21 protein-coding genes and 1 pseudogene are annotated in these 24,847 nt (G+C 62.9%); 12 read left to right on the forward strand and 10 right to left on the reverse strand.

Annotated features, from left to right (window positions below; all coding sequences use genetic code 11):
* Positions 1–228: 228 nt before the first annotated feature.
* On the reverse strand, positions 229–993 hold the full coding sequence (locus tag RUH64_RS16420; RefSeq protein WP_313814838.1) for a hypothetical protein: 765 nt from the start codon (positions 991–993) through the stop codon (positions 229–231).
* A gap of 135 nt (positions 994–1,128) precedes the next feature.
* Here RUH64_RS16420 and RUH64_RS16425 point away from each other — a divergent pair, with 135 nt between their 5' ends.
* A complete protein-coding gene (locus RUH64_RS16425; protein ID WP_313814839.1) occupies positions 1,129–2,319 on the forward strand; it encodes an alanine racemase in 1,191 nt (396 codons plus the stop codon).
* The gene (locus tag RUH64_RS16430) at positions 2,316–3,620 is read left to right on the forward strand and encodes a D-arabinono-1,4-lactone oxidase (RefSeq protein ID WP_313814841.1); all 1,305 of its coding nucleotides are present in this window, start codon (positions 2,316–2,318) and stop codon (positions 3,618–3,620) included. Before RUH64_RS16425 ends, RUH64_RS16430 begins: the two co-directional genes overlap by 4 nt.
* On the opposite strand, the gene RUH64_RS16435 is transcribed toward RUH64_RS16430, so the two are convergent.
* From RUH64_RS16435 to RUH64_RS16460, 6 genes and pseudogenes are all read right to left on the reverse strand, one after another.
* Complete coding sequence (locus RUH64_RS16435) at positions 3,617–4,702, reverse strand: endonuclease/exonuclease/phosphatase family protein (RefSeq protein ID WP_313814843.1); 1,086 nt, start codon at positions 4,700–4,702, stop codon at positions 3,617–3,619. The two genes, RUH64_RS16430 and RUH64_RS16435, sit on opposite strands and share 4 nt — an antisense overlap.
* 41 nt (positions 4,703–4,743) lie before the next feature.
* Entirely contained in the window at positions 4,744–6,396 is a 1,653-nt protein-coding gene (locus RUH64_RS16440; RefSeq protein ID WP_313814844.1) for a thiamine pyrophosphate-binding protein, read from the reverse strand.
* 173 nt (positions 6,397–6,569) lie between these two features.
* The gene (locus RUH64_RS16445) at positions 6,570–7,913 is read right to left on the reverse strand and encodes a TIGR01777 family oxidoreductase (RefSeq protein WP_313814845.1); all 1,344 of its coding nucleotides are present in this window, start codon (positions 7,911–7,913) and stop codon (positions 6,570–6,572) included.
* Between the two features lie 72 nt (positions 7,914–7,985).
* Positions 7,986–8,102 (reverse strand): annotated as a pseudogene (locus RUH64_RS16450) (RtcB family protein); the annotation flags it as partial.
* Between the two features lie 26 nt (positions 8,103–8,128).
* Complete coding sequence (locus tag RUH64_RS16455) at positions 8,129–9,820, reverse strand: NAD(P)/FAD-dependent oxidoreductase (RefSeq protein ID WP_313814846.1); 1,692 nt, start codon at positions 9,818–9,820, stop codon at positions 8,129–8,131.
* Positions 9,821–9,855: 35 nt separating this feature from the next.
* Positions 9,856–11,337 (reverse strand): amino acid permease, encoded by a 1,482-nt coding sequence (locus RUH64_RS16460; RefSeq protein ID WP_313814848.1) that lies wholly within the window; start codon positions 11,335–11,337, stop codon positions 9,856–9,858.
* A gap of 100 nt (positions 11,338–11,437) precedes the next feature.
* Here RUH64_RS16460 and RUH64_RS16465 point away from each other — a divergent pair, with 100 nt between their 5' ends.
* Positions 11,438–13,042, forward strand: a complete 1,605-nt coding sequence (locus tag RUH64_RS16465; RefSeq protein WP_313814850.1) for a PucR family transcriptional regulator — start codon at positions 11,438–11,440, stop codon at positions 13,040–13,042.
* Here the strand turns inward: RUH64_RS16465 and RUH64_RS16470 are convergent.
* Positions 13,039–13,845: a nitrilase-related carbon-nitrogen hydrolase gene (locus RUH64_RS16470; protein ID WP_313814854.1), complete on the reverse strand. Its 807-nt coding sequence runs from the start codon at positions 13,843–13,845 to the stop codon at positions 13,039–13,041. The two genes, RUH64_RS16465 and RUH64_RS16470, sit on opposite strands and share 4 nt — an antisense overlap.
* 275 nt (positions 13,846–14,120) lie before the next feature.
* The gene (locus RUH64_RS16475; RefSeq protein WP_313814855.1) at positions 14,121–16,952 is read right to left on the reverse strand and encodes an FAD-binding and (Fe-S)-binding domain-containing protein; all 2,832 of its coding nucleotides are present in this window, start codon (positions 16,950–16,952) and stop codon (positions 14,121–14,123) included.
* Positions 16,953–17,081: 129 nt separating this feature from the next.
* On the opposite strand from RUH64_RS16475, the gene RUH64_RS16480 reads away from it, so the two are divergent.
* From RUH64_RS16480 to RUH64_RS16520, 9 genes are all read left to right on the forward strand, one after another.
* A complete protein-coding gene (locus RUH64_RS16480; protein ID WP_313814856.1) occupies positions 17,082–17,732 on the forward strand; it encodes a GntR family transcriptional regulator in 651 nt (216 codons plus the stop codon).
* 2 nt (positions 17,733–17,734) lie between these two features.
* Positions 17,735–18,181: a hypothetical protein gene (locus RUH64_RS16485; protein ID WP_313814857.1), complete on the forward strand. Its 447-nt coding sequence runs from the start codon at positions 17,735–17,737 to the stop codon at positions 18,179–18,181.
* A 76-nt stretch (positions 18,182–18,257) separates the two neighbouring features.
* Positions 18,258–18,974: a VOC family protein gene (locus RUH64_RS16490; RefSeq protein WP_313814858.1), complete on the forward strand. Its 717-nt coding sequence runs from the start codon at positions 18,258–18,260 to the stop codon at positions 18,972–18,974.
* A gap of 122 nt (positions 18,975–19,096) precedes the next feature.
* Complete coding sequence (locus RUH64_RS16495) at positions 19,097–20,482, forward strand: MBL fold metallo-hydrolase (protein WP_313814859.1); 1,386 nt, start codon at positions 19,097–19,099, stop codon at positions 20,480–20,482.
* Positions 20,483–20,506: 24 nt separating this feature from the next.
* Positions 20,507–21,106: a rhodanese-like domain-containing protein gene (locus RUH64_RS16500; RefSeq protein ID WP_313814860.1), complete on the forward strand. Its 600-nt coding sequence runs from the start codon at positions 20,507–20,509 to the stop codon at positions 21,104–21,106.
* A gap of 3 nt (positions 21,107–21,109) precedes the next feature.
* A complete protein-coding gene (locus RUH64_RS16505) occupies positions 21,110–21,967 on the forward strand; it encodes a sulfite exporter TauE/SafE family protein (RefSeq protein ID WP_313814861.1) in 858 nt (285 codons plus the stop codon).
* Positions 21,968–21,980: 13 nt separating this feature from the next.
* Positions 21,981–22,340: a thioredoxin gene (gene trxA / locus RUH64_RS16510; protein WP_313814862.1), complete on the forward strand. Its 360-nt coding sequence runs from the start codon at positions 21,981–21,983 to the stop codon at positions 22,338–22,340.
* Positions 22,341–22,364: 24 nt separating this feature from the next.
* Positions 22,365–22,643, forward strand: coding sequence for a metal-sensitive transcriptional regulator (locus tag RUH64_RS16515; protein WP_141366290.1), 279 nt, complete (start codon positions 22,365–22,367; stop codon positions 22,641–22,643).
* A gap of 416 nt (positions 22,644–23,059) precedes the next feature.
* Entirely contained in the window at positions 23,060–24,043 is a 984-nt protein-coding gene (locus RUH64_RS16520) for a diaminopimelate dehydrogenase (protein WP_313814864.1), read from the forward strand.
* Positions 24,044–24,119: 76 nt separating this feature from the next.
* Here RUH64_RS16520 and RUH64_RS16525 read toward each other — a convergent pair whose 3' ends face one another.
* Positions 24,120–24,551 (reverse strand): thioesterase family protein, encoded by a 432-nt coding sequence (locus RUH64_RS16525; protein WP_313814866.1) that lies wholly within the window; start codon positions 24,549–24,551, stop codon positions 24,120–24,122.
* Positions 24,552–24,847 lie beyond the last annotated feature (296 nt).

The following is a 24,847-nucleotide window of genomic DNA, read 5'->3' on the forward strand; positions in this document are numbered from 1 at the left end:
GTTTTCGGTGGCCTGCAAATCGGTGGGGTACTTTTTCACGGTGAGCGTCGACACAAGCCAAGAATATGAGGCTTCAATAACGTCGATAACGCATTAAAACCCCGAGAACTCGCGCTTTAATCCGCTACCCGCAAATTTGAAGAGACACCATTTCGAGGAAGAAATCTTTAAAAGTCGCAGTACTTCATCTTCTCTACTGCAATTTTCTGAAGACTAAGAAGAGCGTTGCTAGTCCGTCACGATCTCGGTGTCGATGATTCGCGGGTCATCGAGTTCCAGCATCGTCGGCGAAATTTCCGGGATGCCTGCGAAAGCTACCTTGGCTGTTTCAACGACTCGCTTCGCCAGGTACCGGTTGCCGGCTCCGCCGATGACCGCTCCAATGCCGAAGGGAACCACGCGGCCCACTACGCTGGCGGCCTGGGTACCAATGACCTTGCGCATGAAGGTCTTCTGCATCGTTCGCTGCATTGCCGAATAGAAACTCGTTGACTTGTTGGCGCCGAAGGCCTTTGCCCAACCTTTAACAGGACCACCACCGCGGCCGGCCGCCTGTCGGGTCAGGCCGGCGATCATTGCGCTGCCTTCCTCGCCCATCAGCACACCCATGACCAGCACCCGCGAGCGTTCCGGGTCCTCGATAGCAATTCCGTGCAGCTCAGCCAAGGTTTGGGCATATAGCGCCGAGGCTTCGAGGAAGCCAATGGTCGTCGCCACCGATAGTCCCAGTGCAACTCCCGTTCCGACGGCAGGAATAGCGGCAGTACCGCCCACCGCGGCGCCGGAACCGGTAACAACCTTGAGGTAGTCGCTCTCTGCGATGCTTGCCAGTTCGCTGGCCGAAGCTTCAGGGTGCTTTCGGCGCAGGCGCTTGAGATAAGCAAGAACCAATGGACGCTGAACTCCGACGCCCTTCATGATGGCGTCTTGAATCACTGTCCGAGGTTTTCCGTCCTCGCCGATGACCGTCATTGAAATTGGATCTTTGCTCATAATGCTCAAAGCATATCGAGCCGAACCGAGAAGTTGCTTTAAATGTCTGGCGGTGCGCCCACCCAAGGTCAAGAATGCAAAACAATCTAGAGACCCATCCTTGAAAGCGCCTGTAACCGATGGAAGAGTTAGGCCATGAAGAACGCACAGGCCAAACGGTATAACCATGCGCTGAAGCAGGCAGGAATCAACGACCGTCCGGTACTCCTGCTGGATCTGGATGCCTTCGACGCCAACGCGATCGCCTTGCGCGAACGAGCGGGGACACTGCCCATCCGCGTTGCTTCAAAGTCGTTGCGTGTGCGCAAGGCCCTGGGCAGGGCGCTGCATACCCCCGGATTTCGAGGAGTCCTCTGCTTTACCCTGGCGGAGGCGTTATGGCTTTCAAGCCTGGGGTACCGGGATCTGGTCGTGGCCTACCCGCAAACCGACCCCGAGGCAATCAGCCGCTGGGCCGGAAACGAGCAAGCACGCAGAGAAATCACCATTATGGTCGATTCACGGGCGCAGCTGGACCTGATTGACAGGGTCGTTCCACGCCATGCGGTGCTCAAGGTCGCCCTGGAACTCGATGCCGCCTTCTATCCAACATCCTCCTTGCGCATCGGCGCCGCACGGTCGCCGCTGACCGATCCAGAAGATCTGCTCACCCTGGCCAAATACGTCAGCAAGCACAAACGCTTCGAACTCGACGGGCTGATGGGCTACGAATCGCAGATCGCGTCGGTGCCCGACGGCGGTATATCTCCCAAGGCACTCATGGCGCGTGAGCTGCGCAAGCGCAGCGCCGCGGAACTCGCCGAACGCCGTACCGAGGCGGTGGAGAAGGTCGGCGAAATCGCGGAACTTCGTTTCGTCAACGCCGGGGGCACCGGCTCCTTTGAAACAACCATCCAAGAGGAAGCTGTCACGGAGCTTTCGGCAGGGTCGGGGCTGTTCGGCCCGGCGCTGTTCGACAACTACCGCTCGTTCACCCCGCAGCCGGCCCTGTTCATGGGCTTCCATGTGGTCCGCCGGCCCGACGAGGACACGGTCACGATCCTTGGCGGCGGCTGGAGCGCGTCCGGTCCCGCGGGCAAGGACCGGCTGCCAGCCATCGAACACCCCAAGAAGCTGAAATATCTGGGGCTGGAGGGCGCCGGAGAGGTCCAGACTCCGTTGACCGGGCCTGCGGCGTCGCGGCTGAAGCTTGGGGATACCGTGTGGCTGCGGCATGCCAAATCCGGTGAACCTGCCGAACGGCTTAATAAGGTAGCGGTGTTCTCCAAGGACAAGATCATCGACCAATGGCCAACCTACCGCGGCGAGGGCAAGGCATTCCTATGAGCACTTTCAGCAACTTCGCCGGCACCGTCACCTCCACCCCGCTGGTTCGACGCTCCATCGGCAGCCTGGATCAGTTGGCGGAGAGTCTTGATGCTGCGCAGCTGGCGGGCCACAGCGTACGCACCATCGGAGCGGGGCATTCGTTCACCGCACTGGCGCAGACCGATCAGGTGCTGTTGGATCTGGACGGATTCGCCGGCATCGAAGAAGTCGATGCGCTCAGCCACGAGGTCACCTTCCGCGCCGGCACCCGCCTGTGGCAGATCCCCGCGCTGCTCAAGCCCTTCGGTCTGGCGCTGGAGAACATGGGCGACATCGACAAGCAGTCGATCGCCGGGGCCATCAGCACCGGGACTCACGGGACCGGCCTGAAGTTCACCGGCTTCAGCGGCACCGTCACCGGGATCCAACTGATGCTGGCCGACGGCAGCCGCGTCAGAACCAGCAAGAGTGAAAACGCGCAGCTCTTCGAGGCGGCCCGGCTGTCCCTGGGCGCCCTGGGCGTCATCACGCATGTACGGCTGCGCTGCGTTCCGGCGTTCATGATGCACGCGGTGGAAAGCATCGAACCGATCGAGTCCTTGACGCGCAGCTTCATTGAGCGCGCGGCGCTTGAGGACCACCTTGAATTCTTCTGGTTCCCCGGCAGCCCCCGGGCGCAGGTGAAGATCAATACGCGGCTTCCAGCGGACACGGAACGCAATGCGCCCGGGCCGGTGGCGCGCTGGGTCAACGACGAGCTGCTCTCCAACGGCGCACTGCAGGCCCTATGCTCCCTCGGCGCCGCGGCTCCGCGGCTCAATGACAGGCTCAGCCGCTTTGCGAGCCGGGTGCTCTCCGACCGAAGCTACACCGCACACTGGCACGAAGCGTTTGTCAGCCCCCGGCGGGTGAAGTTCACCGAGCAGGAGTACGCGCTCCCGCTGCAGCACTTCCAGCCCGCCATGGAGGAGCTTCGCCGCTACTTCAGCAGCGCCCCGTCACCGGTGCTCTTCCCCATCGAGGTCCGCACGGCCAGCGCGGACGACGTCTGGCTGAGCACCGCCAACGGCCGCGACTGCGTGTATATTGCCGTGCACCGCTATATCCGCGATGCGGCGCCGAAATATTTTGCAGACATCGAGGCGCTGCTGCGGCCCCTGGGCGGGCGCCCGCACTGGGGCAAGGAGCACAGCCTGAAGGCCGAGGACTTCGCCCAGCTGTACCCGCGGTTCACAGAGTTTCGGCAGCTGCGCAGCGCGGTGGATCCCGAGGGCCGCTTCCTCAACGGCTACCTGCGCTCGCTGCTGGGCGCCGGCTAGTACTGGATATCGCTCCAGATCAATTCCGATGCTTCAATGGCATCCGGGGCCGCCCCGGTCATCGGCTGGAAGGAGGCGGGGGCGTCATCGCCCACGCGTCCCTGGCCCAGCAGGTTCCAGTTCTGGGATGGCATCAGGTAGTTCCCCGCGCTGTTGATCGGGTCCTGGCTGCCCAACTTTTTGGCCAGCGGGTCGACCTGCGTAGCCGAGCCCTCGGGCTGGGCCAGGGCTCCGGCGAGGATGAAGTTCTTGCCCTTCAGGCCCTTGGCTGCTGCTCCCTGATCGGTGCGCAGGTAGTGCGCGCCGGAAATATAGTCGGAGACGACCTTGAGTTCGTCGTGCTGGCGCAGGGTGGAGAAGTCCTGGCTGCTGTTGGCCGGTTCGGTCTGCGCTGCAAGGATATGGACGCGTTCCGAACGGTATTCGATGGGGATGTCCCACAGGCCGTTGTTCATCACCGGGATCGATGCCGCCAGCGCACCGCCAAGCTGCGCCTCTTGAAGTTTGCCGCCCTTGACCTCGCCCCATTTCAGCTCGGTCACCGAGGCTACGTCGTCTTGCTGAATGGGGTACTTGGAGAGCACCACGACCGAACCCTGCTCGGCGAAGGCTCCCTGCCCCCACGCATCGCCGGGGCCGCCGACCACGCGGTCATCATCCAGATCCGCCCCGCTCTGCAGGCCCTTTGAGCCCACCGCAAGGTAGGAATAGGGGTAGGAGATGTCGGACCGCTGATCCTCGGGAGAAGTCAAATACTCTGCTTGGAAGGCGGCGACGGCCTTGGCCTCGGCATCCATCCCGGTGATCACGACGACGTCCGGGTTCACCGCGCTGATGGCATCGGCCACGCGGGTCGCCTCGATGTTGCCGCCGCCGAGCAGCTGCCCGTAGAGCTCTTCGGAATTCGGTGCGGTGAGATTGGTGGAGATGGTGGCGACGCGCAGCGAGGTTTCGGACAGCGGGAGTGCCTGTGCGCCGGCCCCCTCGTCGAGGCCGGTGGGTGTTGCTGAGGCGGAGGTTGCAGGGAGCAGGAGCGCCGCTCCCAAGCCTAGGCTCAGGGTTCCAACCAAAATCTTGTGCACCCTGCAACCCTACGCTGTGGAATTACTCCATGGCCAGAGCCTTAATCGGATTGTGACGTGGCGGCGGCCGCTGCCTTGCGGTTCGCCGCCAGGACTTCCTCCATATACGGGGCGCGCACCGAGGTGGAAATCCGCGCATCCACAAGGCAGATGCCCTTGGCTCCGGCGTCAACCCAGTCGCGCACCTGATCCAGGTCTGTGATGGATTCAACCTTGATGCCGGTGGCGCCCATGGCACGGGCGATCGAAGAGAAGTCAACCGTGGGGATCAACATGGGATCCTCATGCAGGCCGATGGAACCGTACTGGTGGATCTCCGCACCGTAGGCCGAGTCGTTGTAGATCACGATGACCCCGCTGGCGACGGTGCGCACGATGGATTCAAGATCCGCCAGGCCCATCAGGAAGCCGCCGTCGCCCGAGGCCAGCACCACGGTGCGGTCCCCGGCGGCGGGTCCCGCGCCGACCATCGAAGCGATGCCCAGCCCGATGGACTGGTAGGCGGTGCCCACACAGGTCAGCGAACGGGCTCCGGCGGTGGACCAGTACTTTGAGCCCCAACCGATGAAGTGTCCGCCGTCCTGGACCAGCACGCGGTTCTTAGGCAGGATGTTTTCAAGTTCGCTGGCCACGCGGCGCGGATCCAGCAGGCCGTCGGATGCGCGTTCCTCGCCCGCCGGACGGGTGCGCAGCTCTCTCAGGTCCAGGCCGGCGGCCCAGCCTGTCTCGACCCCGGGAACGGACTCGATCAGGTGCTTGACCGCGGTGTGCACGTCTGCTGTAGCGAAGTAGTCAACGCGCGGGTTGGTGGCCGCCGGCGCCAGATCCAGCTGGATCAACGTCGCCGAGCCGTTGACCAGTTCGCCGAAGCGCATGGTGAACTGGTTCAACGAAGCACCCAGGGCCAGCACGACATCTGCCTGCGCGATGATTTCAGCGTTGCGGTCGGTGGCGAAGCCGCCGGTGATGCCTAGGTCGAAGTCGTAGTCCAGCAGGTCGCGGGCCAGCAGGGTGCCGGAGGTGGTGGCGCCGAGCTTGGCCGCCAGCTCCTTGACCGCCTCGGCCGCGTCGATGGCGCCGCGGCCGTAGAGGATGTGCGGGCGCTGGGCCTTGGAAAGAATCTGCGAGATCTGCTCGAGCTGCGTGGAATTCAGCTCCGGGGACGGCGGGGTGCTGCGCAGGTCTGCGAAATCGGGCAGCGAGGCCTCAGGCGTTTCAAGCGCCGCCAGATCATAGGGAATGGCCAAGACCACCGGAGTCTGTTCGCGCAATGCATGGGCCGCCGCCTGCAGAGCGATGGCACCCGGGGTCTCGCGGTTCACCACGTAGCGGGCTGCGCGCACGCCTGCATCGATGGCAGCCTGGTCGACGTCCCAGCCGCGCGGGCCGGTGGTCGGGGCGTCCCCGGTGACGAACAGCAGCGGGGTGTTGGCCGCGGCGGCCTCGGCCAGGGCGGTGATGGTGTTGGTGTATCCGGCCCCGTAGGTGGTGGAGGCGATCGCCAGCTTGTTAGCGATGCGGAAGTAGGTGTCGGCTGCGGAGACCGCGGCGGATTCGTGGCGCACGGCGGTGTAGTCGAAGCCCGCACGGACTGCGGCGTCGAGGAAATGAGCGTTGCCGTTGCCCATCAAGCCGAAGATCTGCGGGGCGATGGGCTTGAGGGCATGGGCGATTGCAGCTGAGACGCTGGACATCATGGACTCTTTTCAAAAAATGGTGCTGAAGAAAATTCCATATATGTCTGCCGCTACCGGTTGCATCCGCGCAACGGGTATCGCCCCTTTTGAGAGCGCCGGAACCTAAAACCTGCGTGGTTCCTGACTCAATGATGATAGGGCACAAACGCCGTGTCGCGCTAGATGGGCGGCTACTGCCTGCCGAGGCAGTGGCGCAGCGCATCCTCCAGGTGGGCCGAACGGAACCTGTGGCCCCGGTCCAGCAGCTTGCTCGGGGCGACCCGTTGGCTTGCCATGGCGAGCAGTTCGGATCCCTGCTTGCCCAGCAGCAGTTCCGGCCCTAAGGCTGGAACCGGGAGGATCTCCGGCCGGCGCAGGACTGCAGCCAGGGTGGCCGAGTACTTGCTGTTGCGGACCGGGTGCGGGGCCGCCGCGTTGACCGCACCGGACAGCTGCTCATCCCACAGGGCGCGGTGATAGATATCCACCAGGTCGTCAAGCCCGATCCACGACTGCCATTGCAGCCCGTCGCCCATTCGCCCTCCGAGGCCCAGCTGGTACAGCGGTTTGAGCATTTTCAGGGTCCCGCCCTTCGGGCTCTGCACCAGTCCGGTGCGTACCTGGACTCGCCGCATCTGCCCAGCGGCCGGCTCCCGCGCCGCCTGTTCCCATTGCTGGACTACCTGGGCGAGAAAGTCATCGCCCTCGGCAGCAGACTCATCCAGCGGGGATTCCCCCGCCTGGGCCCCGTAGATGCCGATGGCCGAGGCGCTGACGAAGACCTTCACGCCGGCTTGTGCCGCGGCGGCCGCGAGTTTTCTGGTTGGTTCGATGCGGCTGCGCGCAATGTTCTTCCGGTGCTTGTCGTTGAACCTTCCGGCGATGCTTGCCCCGGCAAGATGGATGACCGCGTCGCAGCCGGCCAGTGCCTCTGTTGACGAGTTCTGCGGATCCCAGCTGCGTTCGTCCTTCCCCTGCGGACCGCGGCGTACCAGCCTGATCATCCGATGCCCGCCCGACTCAAGGAACGCGCAGAGGGCCGTCCCCACCAGACCGTGGGATCCGGTGACCGCAATGGTCTGTGGTTTCATCCCGTTTGCGGCGGCGCTGCGGTGGGCGGCGAGGTCTTCTGCAAGCTGACGATGGCGGTAGGTGAGCATGCGGTGCACCTGAACCGCTGGGAGGTTGGTTTCCACCACATCGCGCACGAGGCAGTGCTCGTCGCCCAACGGGTCAAAGTGGTGTTCGTGTCTCCAGGACAGCGACTTCGCCGCCCCGCGCAACGGACCTTCGATTGTCATTTCGTCGACGAACAACCGTTGCGGCACATAACGCTGGGCAACATGCGGCGCCTCCCAGCGCAGGCCAGCGGGCAGGCCGAGCTCGGAAACGCCGTCCTCCAGCGACTGCGCCTGTTTAATCGCCGTGACCGGCTGCCAGGGCGGCAGCAGGCGCTGCATCGCCCCGGGGCGCTCATGCCAGGTGAACACCTGGTCAACAGGAACCGGAATGACTGACTCGTGGTTAATCCGCATGGCTCAAGCCTGACACCTTACCGGCGACTGAACTAGAGAGTTTCGGCAAAGTGTCAGGCTAGGGCGCAGCGCTCACCCCTTGACGCACAGGATCGTACGCAGATGCCCGACGACTTCCACCAGATCCTTCTGGGCCTCGATTACCTGGTGGATGTCCTTGTAGGCTGCGGGAATTTCATCCAGCACCCCTGCACCCGGCGTTGGAACCTAGCGGACTATGCCTTCAGCGCAGGATTGATGTCCAAACGCTTGGGTCCATATTCGGCGAGGAACTGGCCCGGTCCCGGGTTGGCCGCGGCATCCTGGCCGCCTAGGTGCTTCACGACGCCCCAGACTGCGTTAAGGCCGGTGGTCACAGCGCCTTCGGCCCAGCCTGCGGTCCAGGAGACGTCATCGCCGGCGAGGAAGATGCCGCGGTGTTCCGCTGGCAGGCCAGCCTGGTCGAAGTGGGTGTACAGGCGTTCCTGGTAGCGGTAGTGGCCCGGCAGGTTGGCCTTGAAGGCGCCCATGAAGTTCGGGTCGTCTTCCCAGGACACGGTGATCGGCTGGCCTACGATGTGGCTGCGGATATCCACACCCGGGTAGATCTTCTCCAGCGAGTGCAGCATCAGTTCCATGCGGCGTTCGGCGGTCAGCGAGAGCCACTTCAGGGCGTCGTCATTCCAGGTGTAGGAGAGCAGGATGACCGCCGGCTGGTCATCGCCGTTGTCCAGCAGGTAGGTGGCGCGGTTCAGACGGTCGGTGAGCGTCATGGACATCAGGTATTCGCCGGTGACCGGGTCGCGGTCCTTCCAGAACGGCCGGTCCACCATCACGAAGGTCTTGGAGGACTGCATGTAGTGGCTGCGCTCGATGGCGGTCCACAGTTCGGCAGGGAACAATGCCTCGTCGGTGTCGATGCCGGTGGACAGCAGCCAGGACTGCACGGTGGAGACCACGGCGCCGAACTTCTCGGTGCGGCCGAAGCGCTCGGTGACCTCGATGGTGTTGGCGCCGTTGAAGCCCGGCTCATCGGTGCGGTAGACCTTGGCCACCGCGCCGCGCGGTGCGCCGCCGTGCAGCGAAGCCAGCGAGGTGCCTGCTGGCCAGTGCTGCATGTCCGCCGGGGCGTGGTTCCACAGGGCGTAGGGCAGCTTGGCGGCTCCCCCGGTGATGCCGCGGTGGTTGTCGTCCGCGTCGGTGTAGACCACGCGCAGGATTTCAAGGATGGAGTTCGGGAAGTCGGTGTCCCAGCCGCCGGAGCCGAAGCCCACCTGGCCAAAGGCCTCGCGGTGCTCGAAGCCGGCGTCCTTGAAGGCCTGGGAGTTGGCGATGAAGCCGTAGAAGCTCTCCTCGTCGAACTCCTCGAGCAGCGAGTCCCAGATCTGCTTGATGGTGGCGGTGTCGCGCTCGATGATGGCGCGCTGCATCTGCTCGAAGTGGGCGTCCTCGCGCAGCGCCTGCTTCCAGGCCTCGGCGACCTCCTGGTAGAAGACCGGCAGGTCGGCGGGGTCCTCGACGTAGACCTTCTGGCCCTTGAGTTCGATGACGGTGGAGTCGGTGGGTGCTGCCAGCGGGTTCGGGAAGTCGAAGGTTTCAAGACCCAGCAGGTCGATGTAGTGGTACAGCGCCTTGCTGGAGACAGGGAAGCGCATGCCGCCCAGGTCGCAGGTGATCTGCGGGGCCGCCAGGAAGCTGGCGGTGCGCAGTCGGCCGCCGATCTGGTCTGCCTCGTAGACCACGGGCTTCAGGCCCAGCTTCATCAGCTCGTAGGCGGTCACCACGCCGGACAGGCCCGCGCCGATCACTGCCACCTCGGTGCCGTACAGCTCCTGAGGAACCGAGCCAAGGCCCGCAGGATTGGCCAGGTAGGTATCGTAGCTGAACGGGAAGTCGGGGTTCAGCATGTTGATGGTTTCGGTGCTCATAACCTCAATTGTTCCTTGGGTAGTGCGTGTGGTTGTTACTTTTCGCCAATGTGAGTGGCGATATATTGCTGTTTGCTCAGCTGCCCCAGACGGGAACGGGAGCGGCCGTAGCCAAGGTAGATTCCGATGCCGATCAGCATCCAGAGGCCGAAGACGATCCAGGTTTCCGCACTGAGCTGGCTCATCAGGAAGAGGCAGGCCAGCACACCGAGGATCGGCGTCACCGGGTAGAACGGAACCTTGAAGGTTCGGGTGGCCAGCGGCTGCTTCTTGCGCAGGTACATCACGGAGATGCCCACCAGCGCAAAGGCAAACAGGGTGCCAATGCTGGTGGCGTCGGCCAAGGCACCGAGCGGGATGAAGCCTGCGGTAATCGCCACAACGCCGCCGGTGATCAGGGTGCCGGCCACCGGGGTTCCGGTTTTCTTGGACACCTTGGAGAAGACGGGCGGCACTAGTCCGTCGCGGGACATGGAGAGCAGGATGCGGGTCTGGCCGTACAGCACGGTCAACACCACGGAGGCGATGGCCAGCACGGCGGCCACGGCAAAGGCTAGCACCAGGATTGGCTGGCCAGTAATCTCGCCGACAATCTGCACCAGGGCTGCTTCGGTGCCGTCGAACCACTGCCATTCACGGGCGCCGATGGCCGAGATGGCAACCAGTACGTAGGTGACGGTCACGATCAGCATGGAGAGCATGATGGCTCGCGGCAAATCACGCTTGGGGTTCTTGGCTTCTTCGCCCGCGGTGGATGCGGCGTCAAAGCCGATGTAGGAGAAGAACACGGTCGAGGCTGCGGCGGTGACGCCTGCGGCACCCATCGGCAGCAGCGGGTCGAAGTTGCCCGCGTTGAAGGCACTGAAGGCGACGATGCAGAAGAACACCAGAATGCCGGCCTTGATGATCACCACGATGGTGTTCACGATGGCTGATTCGCGCATGCCGCGCACCAGCAGCAGGGTGGCCAGCGCGACGACGATCAGCGCCGGAAGGTTGACCACGCCTCCCTCGGCCGGTCCGCCGGCCAGTGCGGTGGGCAGTTCCATGCCGAAGGTACGCAGTGTTTCGTTGACGTATTCACCGGCGCCGACCGCCACGGCTGCCACGGAGACCGCGTATTCCAGCACTAGGCACCAACCGCAGATCCAGGCGATGCCCTCGCCCATGGTGGCGTAGGTGTAGGAGTAGCTGGAGCCGGAGACCGGGACCATGCCGGCCATTTCGGCGTAGGAGACCGCCGAAAGCAGCGCGGTGATGCCTGCGATCACAAAGGAGATCCAGATGGCAGGACCGGCGATGGGCACGGTGGCCCCGAGGATCACCAGGATGCCGGTGCCCATGGTGGCGCCGACGCTGATCATGGTCAGTTGCCACATGCCAAGGGTGCGGCGCAGCTGGCCTGCGCCCGAGTTGTTTTCGGCGTCGCTGATCATCATGCTGATCGACTTGCGGCGTCGAAGCTGCGGGCCGAGCGCAGTGGGCCTGGCGGAAGCCACGTCCGTGGTGCTGTTCATAACTGATCCTCACTGAGGAAAGAGGTATTGCTGTCGGATACCAGCCTAAGTCTGTGACCCACCTCTCAGACTTAGAAGTTTTGAACTAGAATACCTTCACATGGGACATTTCGCACCGGAATTGGGCACACTGGATTCATCTGATCTGGGCTTTAACCGCCCCTGGGATTCGATCACGCTGCGCAGGTTTCTTCGCCAGCTACCCGCGGAGATTCAGGTGCTGCACGACGCGGGAGATCGCCCGCTGCGCTGGGTGGAGCCCAGTGACATCGACGATCCCACCGATTACCTGGTGGACGATGAATTGATTCTCACCAGCGGCTACCCGCTGGTGCCCCACGCAGCAGACCAGGAGTGGGTAGACCGGTTCGTGCAGCGATTAGCCCAGGCGAAAGTCTGTGCACTCGGATTCGGTCTGGAACCATATTTCTCGCAGGTTCCCGAGTCGCTGGTCGCTGCGTGCCTGAGCCACAACGTGACGCTGCTTCAAATACCAAAATCGGTGCCCTTCGCCGCCATCGGGTTGGCCTTTGCCCAACTCATGGAGGCTGACGGTGCCGCACTGCTGCGGACCAACGCCGAGTCGAACCGCGCACTCATGCGCTGCGTGACGCAGAGCAACCCCGAGGAACAGTTGGTTTCCACCTTGGCGCAGCGGGCCAGGTGCTCGATTAAGCTTTTGGATTCCACGGGTCAGGTCCGTTTCAACACCCCGGGCCCCGTTGCCCTGCAACTCTCCGAGCAACACGAAGCCGATCTTTACGCCCAGGCTTCTCTTGGTGAAGGCTCATCACAGTTTGCACTGCTGCGCGAGGGAAACACCACCCATCTGGCGTTTCCCATCCGAGCCAGCGCCGCCAAGGGGCAGGCCCCGCTGCTCGGAGTACTTCAGGCCAGCTTCCCCAAAGATCCCTCCGGGTTCGACCACACACTCATGGCCACCACCCTGGGCCTGCTGGAAGTAGTTGCCCGCGAACGCGCGATGGTTTCCTTCACCTCGGCCCAGCTGGCCACATCCCTGCTCACCGGAGCACCGCAGATGCTCGACCAGGAACAGCTCAGGCTCCTCAATCAAGGACTGGGACCGCATCACCGCAAACCATTGCGGGCGCTGGTACTTGCCCCGAGCAGGAAGTCGGTAGCTGCAGATGATTCCCGCCATTTGGCTCATCTGCGGATCCTGCTCGAGACTGAACTGGTCAGCCGCGACGACGGTGTCTTCATTGCATTGAGCAAAATCGAGCCCTCGGAGGCCCAGTACCGCAGGTTGAGCAAGGCGGGATACCTCGCCGCCTTCAGTCGGCCCGCCATCTTGAACCCGGGGCTCACCGAGGAACCAGGACAGCTCCTGGCTCAGGCCAAGGGGCTCATCCCTCAGGTTCTGGAAAAGCAGCGGAGCATGGACGCGGCGAAACTTCCGCGCACTTTTCAGACCCTGCTGCCCAAGGACGCCGGGCGGGAACTCGCACAGCAGACGCTGGGTGGGGTTCTTGAGCTCCCCGCAAAACGCCGGGACCTGTACCTTGAGGTGCTGCGCTGCTGGTTGGATTCCAACGGCTCCTGGGATGAAACGTCGAAGAGGTTGGACCTGCACCGCAATTCGGTGCGGCGCCACATCACAAGCATTGCCCAGTTCCTCGACGTCGACCTAGGCTCAGCACAGGTGCGCAACGAACTGTTCTTTGCGCTGCGCTTTCTGTCCTAGTTTCCGGAGCGCTGCGCCGCCCACTGCGCGTACAGTTCGGTCTTGGCCTCGCGCAGATACGGCACTTCCTCGCGCACCTGGGCCAGGCGATCTTGCTCCACGTCGGCAAAGATGATCTCGGCATCGGTACCGCCCTGCGCCAGAATGCGGCCATCCGGAGCGGCGATCACGCTGGTTCCTGAGAGCTGGAAACCGTTTTCGGTTCCGGTGTGGTTGGCATAGGCGATGTAGAGCTGGCTCTCCATCGCCCTGGTGGGGACCAGAGCGGTGCTGAGGATTTCATAGCCCTGGCCCACGGCGGTAGGGATAAGCAGCGCTTCCACTCCGCGGCGTGCGGCTTCCCGCACCAGTTCCGGGTATTCGACATCGAAGCAGATCGCCAGTCCAAGCGTTGTCCCCTGGTAGTCGAAGACGGCGGGAGCGTTGGTTCCGGGAACGAACACCTCCTGCTCTTCGTCGCCGAAGAGATGTACCTTTTGGTAATGGGCACGTTCGAGGCCCTGCTCGTCGATGAAGGTGGCGGTAATTTTCCATTCACCATTCACGACATCCGGCATGGAATACACCAGCGCGATACCGCGATGCTGGGCGATCCCGGAAAGTCGAGCTCGAAGCTCGTCCAACACTGCTGGGACGAAAGACTCTCGAAGCGCGAAGGGCGCGTAGCCGACGACAAATAGTTCTGGGGTCAGCAAGAGCCGTGCACCGCGCTGCGCTGCATGGTTTGCGGCGGCATCGATAGCATTCAGGTTCGCGTCGTAATCCAAGACTGCGGCTTCTGCCTGCATTGCTGCGATCAGCATTCGGGGTCCCTCCAAGCACCTCATTCTTGTTTTCAGCCTACGCGCAACAGCGCTTCTTGATCCCTAGATCATTCGCACCGGAAGGCCTAATAGCAGTACATTTCGCACCACAAGAATCAAGGCCAAAATAGCCTTGCATCCTCGCAATTCATCAGGTGCTTGCAGAAAGCTTCGAAACCCGCCGAAGACCAACGCTCCCACTTAATTGGGATTCTGACTTGATCCTCAACCTCAGGCAGGGCATATTCGGACACGGCTGTGCCTTATGTTCGCGCCTAGGCGTTGGTCACCTGCGCGAGCAGCTCCACCACATGCTGGTAATCCTTGCCGGTGGCCCGGCTCATCCCCAGTTCGCAGGTGCGGTTGCAGGAAGCGTGCGCCTGGGAGTTGATCTGCTTGACCTCGGCGGCCTCCGCCGCAGTGGCCGAAGCCGTCAACTCCGGATGCAGCATACCGCGATCCCCCGCAAAGCCGCAGCAGCCCCAGTTCACCGGGGTTCTCACGGTGTCGGCCACCGCCTCGGCCACCTGTTGCAGCTGCGGATTCAGCCCCATCTGGTTCGAGGAACAGGTAGGATGCAGGGTCAGCGTTGCAAGCTTATGCCCCACCGGCAACTTGTCCAGCAGATGCCGGGCAGTGAATGACAGCAGGTCGGTGACCTCGAAGCCGTGCTGTTCAAGAGTCAGCGCGAAGCCTTCGGTGCAGCTTGAGGCATCGGAGATAATCGGCAGGTTGTGTCCCGGCAGCGCGGCGCAGACTTCTTCCAGCACGTGCTCCGCCATGAGGTCGTGACCGGATTTGTAGCCTTTGGACGTCCATGGGGTGCTGCAGCACATGGATTCAATGCCCTTCGGGACGTAGACCGAAACTCCCGCCTGTTTAAGAAGCTTGGTAAATGCGGCGGCTACACCCTCCCCCTCGCCGGCGGGGCCGAACATCGAGTTCACGCAGGCAGGCAGGTAGATCGCCAGCGGCGTGGTGCCCTGTGCACCGAGGTTGCCGATCAGCGGCTTGCGTGGTGCGCCGCCGGCGGGCAGGTCCGCGGCATATTGCGGGACAATGTCTTCGCCGATGATTTTGCGGGCCACATCCGTGGTGCCGCGCACCAGTTGGACCGGCAGCTTGTCGGCAACCGTCAGCGCGATGGCGCCGCCGCGCGATACCGCGCCCCAGCCCTTGGCCGCCGCCGTGAAGCCGGCGGCCATCACCGGGTTGGCATCTTCGCGGCGCAGCCGTTTGACCAGCAGGCCCGTGTTGATGCCCACCGGGCAGGCGGTGACGCACATGCCGTCCACGGCACAGGTCTGCACGCCGTCGTATTCGTAGTCCTTTTCCAGTTCCTTGAGCAGCTCGTGATTGCCTTCAGCCCTAGCCTTCTCCATGGCGCGCTGCACCACGATGCGCTGCCGCGGTGTCAGGGTCAGGTCCTTGGAGGGGCAGACGGGTTCGCAGTAGCCGCATTCTACGCAGCGGTCCGCCTCAATCTGGATCGTGGCATTCAGCTTGATGTTGCGCATGTGGGCGGCATGGTCCTCGTCCACGATCACGCCCGGGTTCATCATCAGCCGCGGGTCGCAGGCCGCCTTGAGCTCCAGGTGCACTTCGTAGAGTTCATCGCCATACTGGGCGCGGACGAACGGCGCCATGGCCCTTCCGGTGCCGTGCTCTGCCTTCAGGTTGCCGCCCTTGTCCAGAATCAGCTGCACCATTTTGTCATTGAACCCGTTGTAGCGGTTCAGCGCGGCATCGCCCTCGAAACGGTCGGTGAGCATGAAGTGGATGTTGCCGTCCTTGGCGTGCCCGAAAATCACCGAGTCCTCATAGTCGTACTCGGTGAACAGCTCCTGCAGGCTGCCGCAGGTATCCGCCAGCGATGCCACCGGCACAGCAACGTCCTCCAACAGGGCGGTGGTTCCCGACGCCCGCGCTCCGGCGACCGAGGCGTAGAGGCCCTTGCGGAACTTCCATGCCGACTGGCGGTTCGCCGCGTCGTCGCTCAACAGCGCCCGGCTGCGCAGCGGGGCATCGTCCAACAACCCCTGGCCGATGCGCTGCAGGCTCTGCAGGTCCTCCTGTACATCCGCGTGGTACTCCACCAGCAGGGCGGCCTCGCTGCCCACGTCGAAGCCGAGGATTGCCTCCGGTACGCCGGGCAGCGACTGCCCCACGCGCAGCGAGGTTGAATCCAGCAGTTCCAGGGTAGCCGCCCCAGAGTCCACCAGTTCGGGCAGGGCGCGGGTGGCCGAATCGAGGCTGTCGAAGACCGCCAGCGTGGTCACCGCAAGCTTGCGGATGGGGATGGTGCTGAAGACCGCTTCCGCGACGAAGGCGAGGGTGCCCTCGGAGCCGATGATTAGATGGGCCATCAGCGCCGCCGGGGTGTCGAAGTCGAGGAAGGAGTTCAGCGAGTAGCCCATGGTGTTCTTTAGTGCGAAGTGCTGGTGGATCTTCGCCACCGAGTCACGATTGCCGCGCACCCGCTTGAGCAGGCGGTCGAGGGTTGCCACCAGCTCGGGCTCAGCGGCGGCTAGCTTGCGGTCGGCCTCCGGGTCCGCGGTGTCGATCATGGTGCCCGAAGGCAGCACGAATGTCATCGATTCAAGGGTGCGGTAGGTGTTGAATTCGGTGCCGCAGGCCATGCCCGAGGAGTTGTTGGAGATGACGCCGCCGATGGTGCAGGCGCCCTCGCTGGCTGGGTCCGGACCGAGCTTTGTCCCGTAGACCGCAAGCCGGGCGTTGACCTGTCGCACCGTAGCTCCCGGCTGCACGCGGACCCTCCGCCCCTGGTCCAGGACGGTGATGGAACGGAAGTTCTTGCGCACGTCGATCATCAGTCCGTCGCCGCTGGCCTGGCCGGCCAGCGAGGTGCCGCCGGAGCGCAGGGTGACAGGCTGGTTGTTCTGATGCGCTGCCTTCAGCAGACGCGCGACCTCTTCGGCGTCCTTGGCGATAACGACGGCCTGCGGGGTGAACAGGTAGTGGGAGGCATCCGAGGCATAGGCAACGCGGTCGATCGATCTGGTCTTGACCCGTTCTGGGTCGGAAACTAGGTCGAGAATGCTGGGTGAAACCGTGCTGTCGCCGAGTGCTGGCGTGCTCAATGCCATGATGCGCTCCTCTTATCTGCTAGGTAAAACCTGCCGAATACTAAAATTGTCTAACAAGTACACAGGTTATCTTAATGTGCGGCGTGGAATACTTGGAAGTGAATTTTTACGCTGGGCGGAAGGTTGAGCATGGCAGCCCGTTTAGGAGTGGTCTCCGTGGTTCAGGCGATCGTCAAATCGCTTCGCGCCCGGATTTTCAGCGGCGAATTGGCCCCCGGCACCCCGCTGGGTGAGGTCGACGTCGCCGCGCACTATGAAGTTGCCCGCCCAACTGCCAAAGCCGCTTTGGAGAACCTCGTCGCAAGCGGCCTGCTGACACGCAATGCGCACCAGACTGCAAGGGTCACGCTACTCTCTTCGCGCGACGCGCGCGATATCTATCGCACACGTTCCATCATCGAGGTCGAGGCGGTGCGCCTGCTGGCGGCGCAGCGCGAAGTCCCCGCGGCGGCCCTTGAAGCCAACGCAGAGATCACCACGCTGGTCGGAGCTTCCCCTATCGACATCATCGACCCGGACATCCGCTTTCACGCGGCCCTGGTGCAGGCCTTCGACTCCCCGCGAACCAGCGCCATCTATGCGCAGCTGACCGACGAAATCCGACTGTGCATGACCCACGTGCAGGACGCCACCCTGCTGTCCACCAAGGACATCGCCGACGAGCATGCCCAGCTGCTGCAGCTGATCACCGAGGGGCGGGAGGCCGAGGCCGCCAGGGTGCTGGAGGAGCATCTGAGCACCGCCAGCGACAAACTGGCAGGACACCTCGATAGCCTGTAGCCATGGGACTTTTCAGCAAAAATCAACGGTTCAGCTTTGAAGAAATCGATCGGCTAATGGCGGCCATCCCCGATCTGCAGCTGGGCGAAGCGAGCTTTTGCGCCCAGACTCTCGCAGTTGGCTGGCGCAAGAACACCCCAAAGCCGGGCTTAGCGCTGCGGGTGGGAGCTCTGACCGGCTGGCTGGACCTCGAGGAGACCCTGCGCTTCGCCGAAGGCACCCTATCGGTGCACGAAACCTGGAACGGGTCCCCGGCGCTGCTGTTCATTTTCACCCCGGCGAGCGCCCCTGCCGATTCGGCGGCCGGCGAGGCACTGGCCGGCGTACCGGCCGAGCATGCAGGAATTCTGCACCCGGGCGAGGATGGCCGACTTGAGCTTGTGGCGACCCTTGACCCGCAGCAGCGGCAGCAACTCGGTCGTTGGACGCGCTCCTTCCCAAGGCTGTAGGCAGCCGTTCCCTACCCGGCGCATTGCGCATATACTCTGACTCAACCCACGCCGCGACCGCTCAGAGGAACGCCCCATGGCCTCATCGCTGAATGCCATCACCTTCGCCGCCAACGACCCGGCGGCACTCTGCGACTTTTGGGCGCGTATGCTCCAACGCCCCGCGGAAGACCTTGTCGTGCTGGCCACAGGGCCACTTGAGCTCCCCCTCCGCTTTATCCGCACCGATGAGCCCAAGCTGTGGCCCAACCGCTTCCACTTCGATCTGACAAGCGGCTCAATCGCCGATCAGAACGCGATCGTCGAGCGAGCCCTGCAACTTGGCGCCCGGCATCACGACGTCGGGCAGCTGCCCGAGGAGCCTCATGTTGTTCTCGCCGATCCCGAAGGCAATGAATTCTGCGTGATTGAGCCGGGAAACAATTTTCTGGCCGGCACCGGTACGATCGGCGCCCTGGCGGGGGATGGCAGCGAAGCCGTGGGGCGGTTTTGGAGCGCCGCGCTTGGGTGGCCGCTGGTCTGGGACCAGGATGAGGAGACCGCCATTCAGGCACCCGAGGGCGGCAGCAAGTTCACCTGGGGCGGACCACCGGTGGAGCCAAAACTCGAACCGATGCGCATCGGATTCGAACTGGCGCTGAACGAGCCAGCTGACGTCGAAGCAGAGGTCGCCCGGCTGCTCTCCCTTGGCGCTGGCGACCGCGGCCCGGGTTCCTCCCGCAGTCGCCTACTCGTCGACCCCGACGACAATGAATTCACCTTGACCTGGAATAACGCACCCAGTTCCAGATAGCGCAACCTCAGCTTCGCAGTGATTCCGCACACTTTCACATATACCCCCACCCCTATTTATTGACATACCCCCGAGGGTATGGCCTATTGTGGATTTCAAGCCATCCACGAAAGGAACTGACCATGTTGCTCGAACGCCTCTACGACGAAGACCTTGCGCAGGCAAGCTACTTCATCGGCTGCCAAGCCAAGGGCGAGGCAATCGTCGTCGACGCCCGCAGGGACATCGAGGACTACCTCGCGCTGGCCGCCAAGCACGGCATGCGCATCACTGCGGTGACCGAGACCCACATCCACGCCGATTACCTCTCTGGCACCCGAGAGCTGGCTGCCGCCACCGGCGCTGCCGTCTACGTCTCCGGAGAAGGTACCGAAGACTGGCAGTACGGCTTCGAGGCGGAACGCCTCATGGACCGCGACGCCATCAAGCTGGGCAATATCACCGTGACTGCGCGCCACACCCCCGGCCACACCCCGGAGCACCTCTCCTTCTTAATCACCGACGGGGCATTCAGCAGCGAGCCAGGCTACCTGCTCTCCGGCGACTTCGTCTTCTCCGGGGATTTGGGCCGCCCCGACCTGCTCGACGAGGCGGCCGGCGGCGTCGACACCCGTTTTGCCGGGGCGCAGGACCTGTTCACCTCGTTGAAGAACGTCTTCCTTGAACTGCCAGACCACGTGCAGGTCTACCCGGGGCACGGCTCCGGCAGCGCCTGCGGCAAGGCGCTGGGCGCAGTGCCTTCCACCACCGTCGGCTACGAACGCAGCTTCGCCTGGTGGGGACGCTATCTGGCCAACGACGACGTGGAGGGCTTCATCGCCGAACTGCTGGACGGCCAGCCGGATGCCCATGCGTACTTCGGCCGGATGAAGCGGCAGAACCGCGACGGCGCTGCGGTGCTCGGTCCGCTGCCGCAGCTGCGGGAAATGGATGCACAGTCCATCGCCGCGCAGACCAGCGCGGGCACCGCAGTCTTCATTGATACCCGCCCTCACACCGAGATCGCTCAGGGCACCGTCGCCGGCGCGCTATCCGTCCCCGGACCGCACAAGATGGCGAGCTTCGCCGCGTGGGCCTACAACCCCGAAACAGACAACCGTGCACTGATCCTGCTGGCGGACGACGCCGCCCAGGCCGAGGAAATGCGCTCCCACCTGCTGCGCGTAGGCATCGATACCGCGGCCGGCTACATCACCAGCATCCACACCCTGCCCGGCTATTCCCCGCGGTCAATCTCCCCGGCAGAACTTAAAGACTTCGAGCACGACCTGCTGCTCGATGTCCGCAGCAAGAGCGAATTCGCCGCGGGTCACATCCCGGGCGCGAAGCAGCTATCCGGCGGACGGGTGCTCTGGCACCTGGACGAACTTCCCGCCGACGGAACCATCGTCACCTACTGCCAGTCGGGCCTGCGCAACGCGGTGGCGGCCAGCGCCCTGCGCGATGCCGGCTACAACATCGTGGAACTCTCCGGCAGCTACGCCGGCTGGGTTCGTTCCGACGCCTAACCTTCTACGAAAGCTCAACACACCATGAACGCCCCCTTGCCAACTATCAACGCCGACGAGCTCAAGACCCTGCTTCAGACCCCAGATTCTTCGGTAGCAGTCCTGGACGTGCGCACCGCCGGAGAGTTCGAAGCCGTGCATATCCCTGGTTCCTACAACATCCCGCTGAACCTGCTGTCCGAACATGCCGACGAGGTCAAACGGAAGCTTGCCAAGCAGGTGGTACTGGTCTGCCAGTCGGGCAACCGCGCCACCCAGGCGCAGCAGTGCCTGCTTGACTTCGACATCGACTCAGGCAGCGTCCTGGCCGGAGGCATCGCCGCCTTTGAACAGGCAGGAGGCACCGTAATCCGCGGAGCACAGCGCTGGGCTCTTGACCGGCAGATGCGCATGACTGCAGGGTCCGTGGTGCTACTCGGACTTGCGGGAGCAAAGTTCATCAACCCGAAGTTCGGCTACTTGGCCGCGGCCATCGGCGGCGGGCTGGTCTTCTCCGCGCTGCGCGACTCTTGCCCCATGATCAGCGCACTGGCCGTCATGCCGTGGAACAAACCGAAGAACGCCCCCAGCTTCTTGGCCGACATCCCCAACGCAGGCCAGCAGCTGCGCGACACCGGGAAGTAGCTCATGGGTTTCGAACCACTGCTGCTTTTGATCCTCGCGTTTTCGGTGCTTGTGGGCCTGACCCTGGGGCTGCTGGGCGGCGGCGGGTCGATCCTCATGGTTCCACTATTGACCTACGTGGCGGGAATGGACGCCAAGCAGGCGATTACCACCTCGCTGTTCGTGGTGGGCGTGACCTCCCTGGCAAGTCTGGCGCCGCACGCCCGCGCACATAATGTGCGCTGGGCGCCGGGACTCATCTTCGCGGCTGCCTCGATGAGCGGTGCATTCCTCGGCGGACTTGCCAGCTCGATGATCCCCGGGCCGGTGCTCATGGTCGCCTTTGCGCTGATCATGCTGGCCAGCTCCTGGAACATGATCCGCGGGCGCAGGTCCGCACCTGCAGCGACCCACAGAGCACGCTCACTGATGCTCTTCGCGCCCGTAGGCCTGGCCGTCGGACTGGTCACCGGACTGGTGGGCGCCGGGGGAGGCTTCCTCATAGTTCCGGCGCTGGCATTGCTGGCAGGGTTGAAAATGCAGGAAGCCGTCGGGACCTCGCTGCTGGTCATCACCTTGAACTCGGCAGCAGGCATGCTGGGCCATCTGAACTCCACCACGATCAACTGGCCCCTGACGCTGAGCATTACGGCCGCTGCGATCATCGGCTCGTTGCTCGGCGCTCGATTGACCGCGAAGATCCCAGAGAAGAAACTGCGCCGCGGCTTCGGCTACTTCGTTTTGGTCATGGGGCTGATCGTGCTGATGCAGGAACTGCCTGCCCCGGCGAACCTGCTCCTCCCAACTGCGGCAATAGCGGCAGGCGGCGGCTGGTTCTTCGGACAAAGGCGCCCCGGAGCCAAGCCAAGCAACTCATACTAAGAAAGGTTCATTGATGTCACCCGTAGAACTGACCGAGGAGAACTTCACCTCGACAATCCAAGACTCCCCCATGGTGCTGGTTGATTTCTGGGCCGCCTGGTGCGGACCCTGCCGGAATTTCGCCCCGATCTTCGACGGAGCGGCGGCCGGTTATCCAGACATCGTCTTCGGCAAGGTGGATACCGAAGCGCAACAGGCACTTGCCGCTGCAGCGCAGATTACCTCCATCCCCACCCTGATGGCGTTCAAAGATGGGATACTGGTACATTCCCAACCTGGAGCACTGGATGCCCGTGCCCTGGACAGCCTGATCATTGGGCTGAAGAACTTAGATATGGACCGCGTCAAAGCGGACATGGAAGCTGCCAATTAGCTTTTGCCCACCAAGGAGAACACCATGCGCAACGCAGACGCAGCCACTCAGAAGCGTATTCTCAACCGCCTCAAGCGAGCCCGCGGACAACTTGATGCGGTCATCAATGCGGTAGAAGGCGACAGCTCCTGCCGCGAGGTTGTCACCCAGCTTTCTGCGGTGTCCACAGCCTTGGACCGCGCTGGTTTCGCAATTGTCTCAACGGCAATGCAGTACTGCATTGCCGACCCAGAAAAAACTGCAGAGGAAGAAGACGGGCTGACCGTCGAAGAGCTGGAGAAGCTTTTCCTTTCGCTGTCCTAATCACCGGGCTGATGCTCGAAAGGAGGCACCATGTGCCGTCAGGTTCAATGCAAAGTTTGTCAGAAAATCACATGGGCTGGCTGCGGTCAGCACGTTGACGCGGTAATGAAGGGCGTCCCGGCGAGCAACCGCTGCCGGGGCCACGAGGAAGAGCCGAAGGCGGGATTCTTCAGCCGTATCTTCGGCCGCTAATACCCACTGCCCACGGTCGGCAGGTGTTCACCCCAGCACCTGCCGACGGCTGGTTAATAAAGGGTTGCGCAATTTAGCCCGCGCTTCGCGCCTTTGAAATAATCAAAGTTGTTCACCTCACCAGACGACGATGCCGGTCATGTTTTGCAGACGCCTCGAAACACGTATCTGACATGGCATTCAGTCGCCCTCCGTGATCACCTCTCATAAAGGAACAGCTTTTCATGTCTTCAAAGATCCGCATCGGAATTTCCGGTTACGGCAACCTCGGCCGAGGCGTCCAGGCCGCTCTTGCCAAGAACAGCGATATGGAGCTCGTCGGTGTCTACAGCCGCAGGGATCCCAAGGCACTTCAACTGGTGGACCCCGCCCCACGCTTCCACGTCGATCAGCTCGCATCACACACCGAGAAGATCGACGTGCTGATCCTCTGCGGCGGCTCACGCTCGGATCTTCCGGCACAGGGCCCGAAGTATGCGGCACTGTTCAACACCGTGGACAGCTTCGATACCCACGCACGCATCCCCGAGTACTTTGACTCCGTTGATGGGCCCGCTACGAAAGCGGGCAAAACCGCACTGATATCGGCGGGATGGGATCCGGGAATGTTCTCCATCAATCGCGCCTACGGCGAGGCCCTGCTGCCCGACGGTGAAACCTACACCTTCTGGGGCCGCGGCCTGAGCCAGGGTCACTCCGATGCAATCCGCCGCATCCCCGGAGTTGCCGCCGGAGTGCAGTACACCATCCCCAGCGCAGAGGCCATCGAACAAGTTCGTGCGGGCCTGCGCCCAGTATTAGGCACCCGCGACAAGCACCAGCGTGAATGCTTCGTGGTTCTGGAGCGGGGCGCCGATGAGGCGGCGGTGCGCGAAGCCATCGTCACCATGGAGCACTACTTCGACGAATACGACACCACGGTGAACTTCATCGACGCGCAGACAATGGCCGCAGAGCACGCAAATATGCCGCATGGCGGCTTCGTATTCCGTGCGGGCAACACTAGCGAGGAGCAGAAGCAGGTCATCGAATACTCGCTGACCCTCGGCTCGAATCCCGAATTCACCTCCAGCGTGCTGGTCGCCTACGCCCGCGCAGTACACCGAATGAATCGGGCGGGCATCATCGGCGCTCAGACGGTCTTCGATGTGGCTCCGGGCCTGCTCTCGCAGAAATCTGCAGCTCAGCTCCGCGCCGAAATGCTTTAGACAGCGCACGCTGCTGCCGCCCAAGAGGTTCCCCATCAAGCGATCTTCACGGGCGGCAGTGCCGTTTAATGGCCGACTACGCTTCGAGAAGGTCGAATTGCCGTTCGCTCAGCCAAGTACGTTCAAAGTCGTTGAGCTGACGCGGGGTCTTCCCATCCTCAGACAAGACCACCATGACATTGCTGCCGTCGAACACCGGCTGGCCGTCCTGATAGCCGATATGTCGTACGGTGAATGACGATGACCCGATGCGCTGAACACCAACACGTACGGTGAGTTTGGATGTGTAATACACCGGACGCAGGTAGTCCACCGTCAATGACGCGACGACCAGCCCGTCGGGAAACAATGTTGACGGCTGATGACGTCCAGACCAACGTAGCCTTGCCTCCTCTATCAATGTCACGACCCTGGCGTTATTCACATGGCCGAGCACGTCGAGGTCGCTCCACCGCACGGTGATTTCAAGCTCCTGGCCGCCGGTGGGAAGATCTGCAGTTCTGCTCATATAGATATTTCAGCAAATAACTGCCGTGGGAGCACCTGCTTGCCCCTGCGCCGGAGGCTATCTGGGTGATACCTCGGCCTTTTCCCAATCAGGAACTGGACCAGGAACAAGTATGAATATTGGATGCAGCTTCGGCTCATGGTCCGCTTGCAGCGTGATTGCACGCTTGGGGTCGCGACGCAGCAGCTTCCCCAAGAGGTGCTCTCTTTCAAGATCTCTCTGCCCGATAGTTAAATGCATGATGTTTTGTATCGGGACATCGGTAACAGTTCTGCATCAACACATCGGTAACGCTT

Origin of the sequence: Glutamicibacter sp., from assembly GCF_032154645.1 — a bacterium.
Taxonomy (GTDB): domain Bacteria; phylum Actinomycetota; class Actinomycetes; order Actinomycetales; family Micrococcaceae; genus Glutamicibacter.

Coding starts and splice junctions, on each gene's coding strand:
- RUH64_RS16480 (WP_313814856.1), top strand. CDS start 17,082: ATGGCAGCCCGTTTAGGAGTGGTCTCCGTGGTTCAGGCGATCGTCAAA.
- RUH64_RS16440 (WP_313814844.1), bottom strand. CDS start 6,396: ATGTCCAGCGTCTCAGCTGCAATCGCCCATGCCCTCAAGCCCATCGCC.
- RUH64_RS16460 (WP_313814848.1), bottom strand. CDS start 11,337: ATGAACAGCACCACGGACGTGGCTTCCGCCAGGCCCACTGCGCTCGGC.
- RUH64_RS16520 (WP_313814864.1), top strand. CDS start 23,060: ATGTCTTCAAAGATCCGCATCGGAATTTCCGGTTACGGCAACCTCGGC.
- RUH64_RS16515 (WP_141366290.1), top strand. CDS start 22,365: ATGCGCAACGCAGACGCAGCCACTCAGAAGCGTATTCTCAACCGCCTC.
- RUH64_RS16500 (WP_313814860.1), top strand. CDS start 20,507: ATGAACGCCCCCTTGCCAACTATCAACGCCGACGAGCTCAAGACCCTG.
- RUH64_RS16490 (WP_313814858.1), top strand. CDS start 18,258: ATGGCCTCATCGCTGAATGCCATCACCTTCGCCGCCAACGACCCGGCG.
- RUH64_RS16465 (WP_313814850.1), top strand. CDS start 11,438: ATGGGACATTTCGCACCGGAATTGGGCACACTGGATTCATCTGATCTG.
- RUH64_RS16470 (WP_313814854.1), bottom strand. CDS start 13,845: ATGCTGATCGCAGCAATGCAGGCAGAAGCCGCAGTCTTGGATTACGAC.
- RUH64_RS16445 (WP_313814845.1), bottom strand. CDS start 7,913: ATGCGGATTAACCACGAGTCAGTCATTCCGGTTCCTGTTGACCAGGTG.
- RUH64_RS16425 (WP_313814839.1), top strand. CDS start 1,129: ATGAAGAACGCACAGGCCAAACGGTATAACCATGCGCTGAAGCAGGCA.
- RUH64_RS16485 (WP_313814857.1), top strand. CDS start 17,735: ATGGGACTTTTCAGCAAAAATCAACGGTTCAGCTTTGAAGAAATCGAT.
- RUH64_RS16430 (WP_313814841.1), top strand. CDS start 2,316: ATGAGCACTTTCAGCAACTTCGCCGGCACCGTCACCTCCACCCCGCTG.
- RUH64_RS16495 (WP_313814859.1), top strand. CDS start 19,097: ATGTTGCTCGAACGCCTCTACGACGAAGACCTTGCGCAGGCAAGCTAC.
- RUH64_RS16505 (WP_313814861.1), top strand. CDS start 21,110: ATGGGTTTCGAACCACTGCTGCTTTTGATCCTCGCGTTTTCGGTGCTT.
- RUH64_RS16420 (WP_313814838.1), bottom strand. CDS start 993: ATGAGCAAAGATCCAATTTCAATGACGGTCATCGGCGAGGACGGAAAA.
- RUH64_RS16475 (WP_313814855.1), bottom strand. CDS start 16,952: ATGGCATTGAGCACGCCAGCACTCGGCGACAGCACGGTTTCACCCAGC.
- trxA (WP_313814862.1), top strand. CDS start 21,981: ATGTCACCCGTAGAACTGACCGAGGAGAACTTCACCTCGACAATCCAA.
- RUH64_RS16455 (WP_313814846.1), bottom strand. CDS start 9,820: ATGAGCACCGAAACCATCAACATGCTGAACCCCGACTTCCCGTTCAGC.
- RUH64_RS16525 (WP_313814866.1), bottom strand. CDS start 24,551: ATGAGCAGAACTGCAGATCTTCCCACCGGCGGCCAGGAGCTTGAAATC.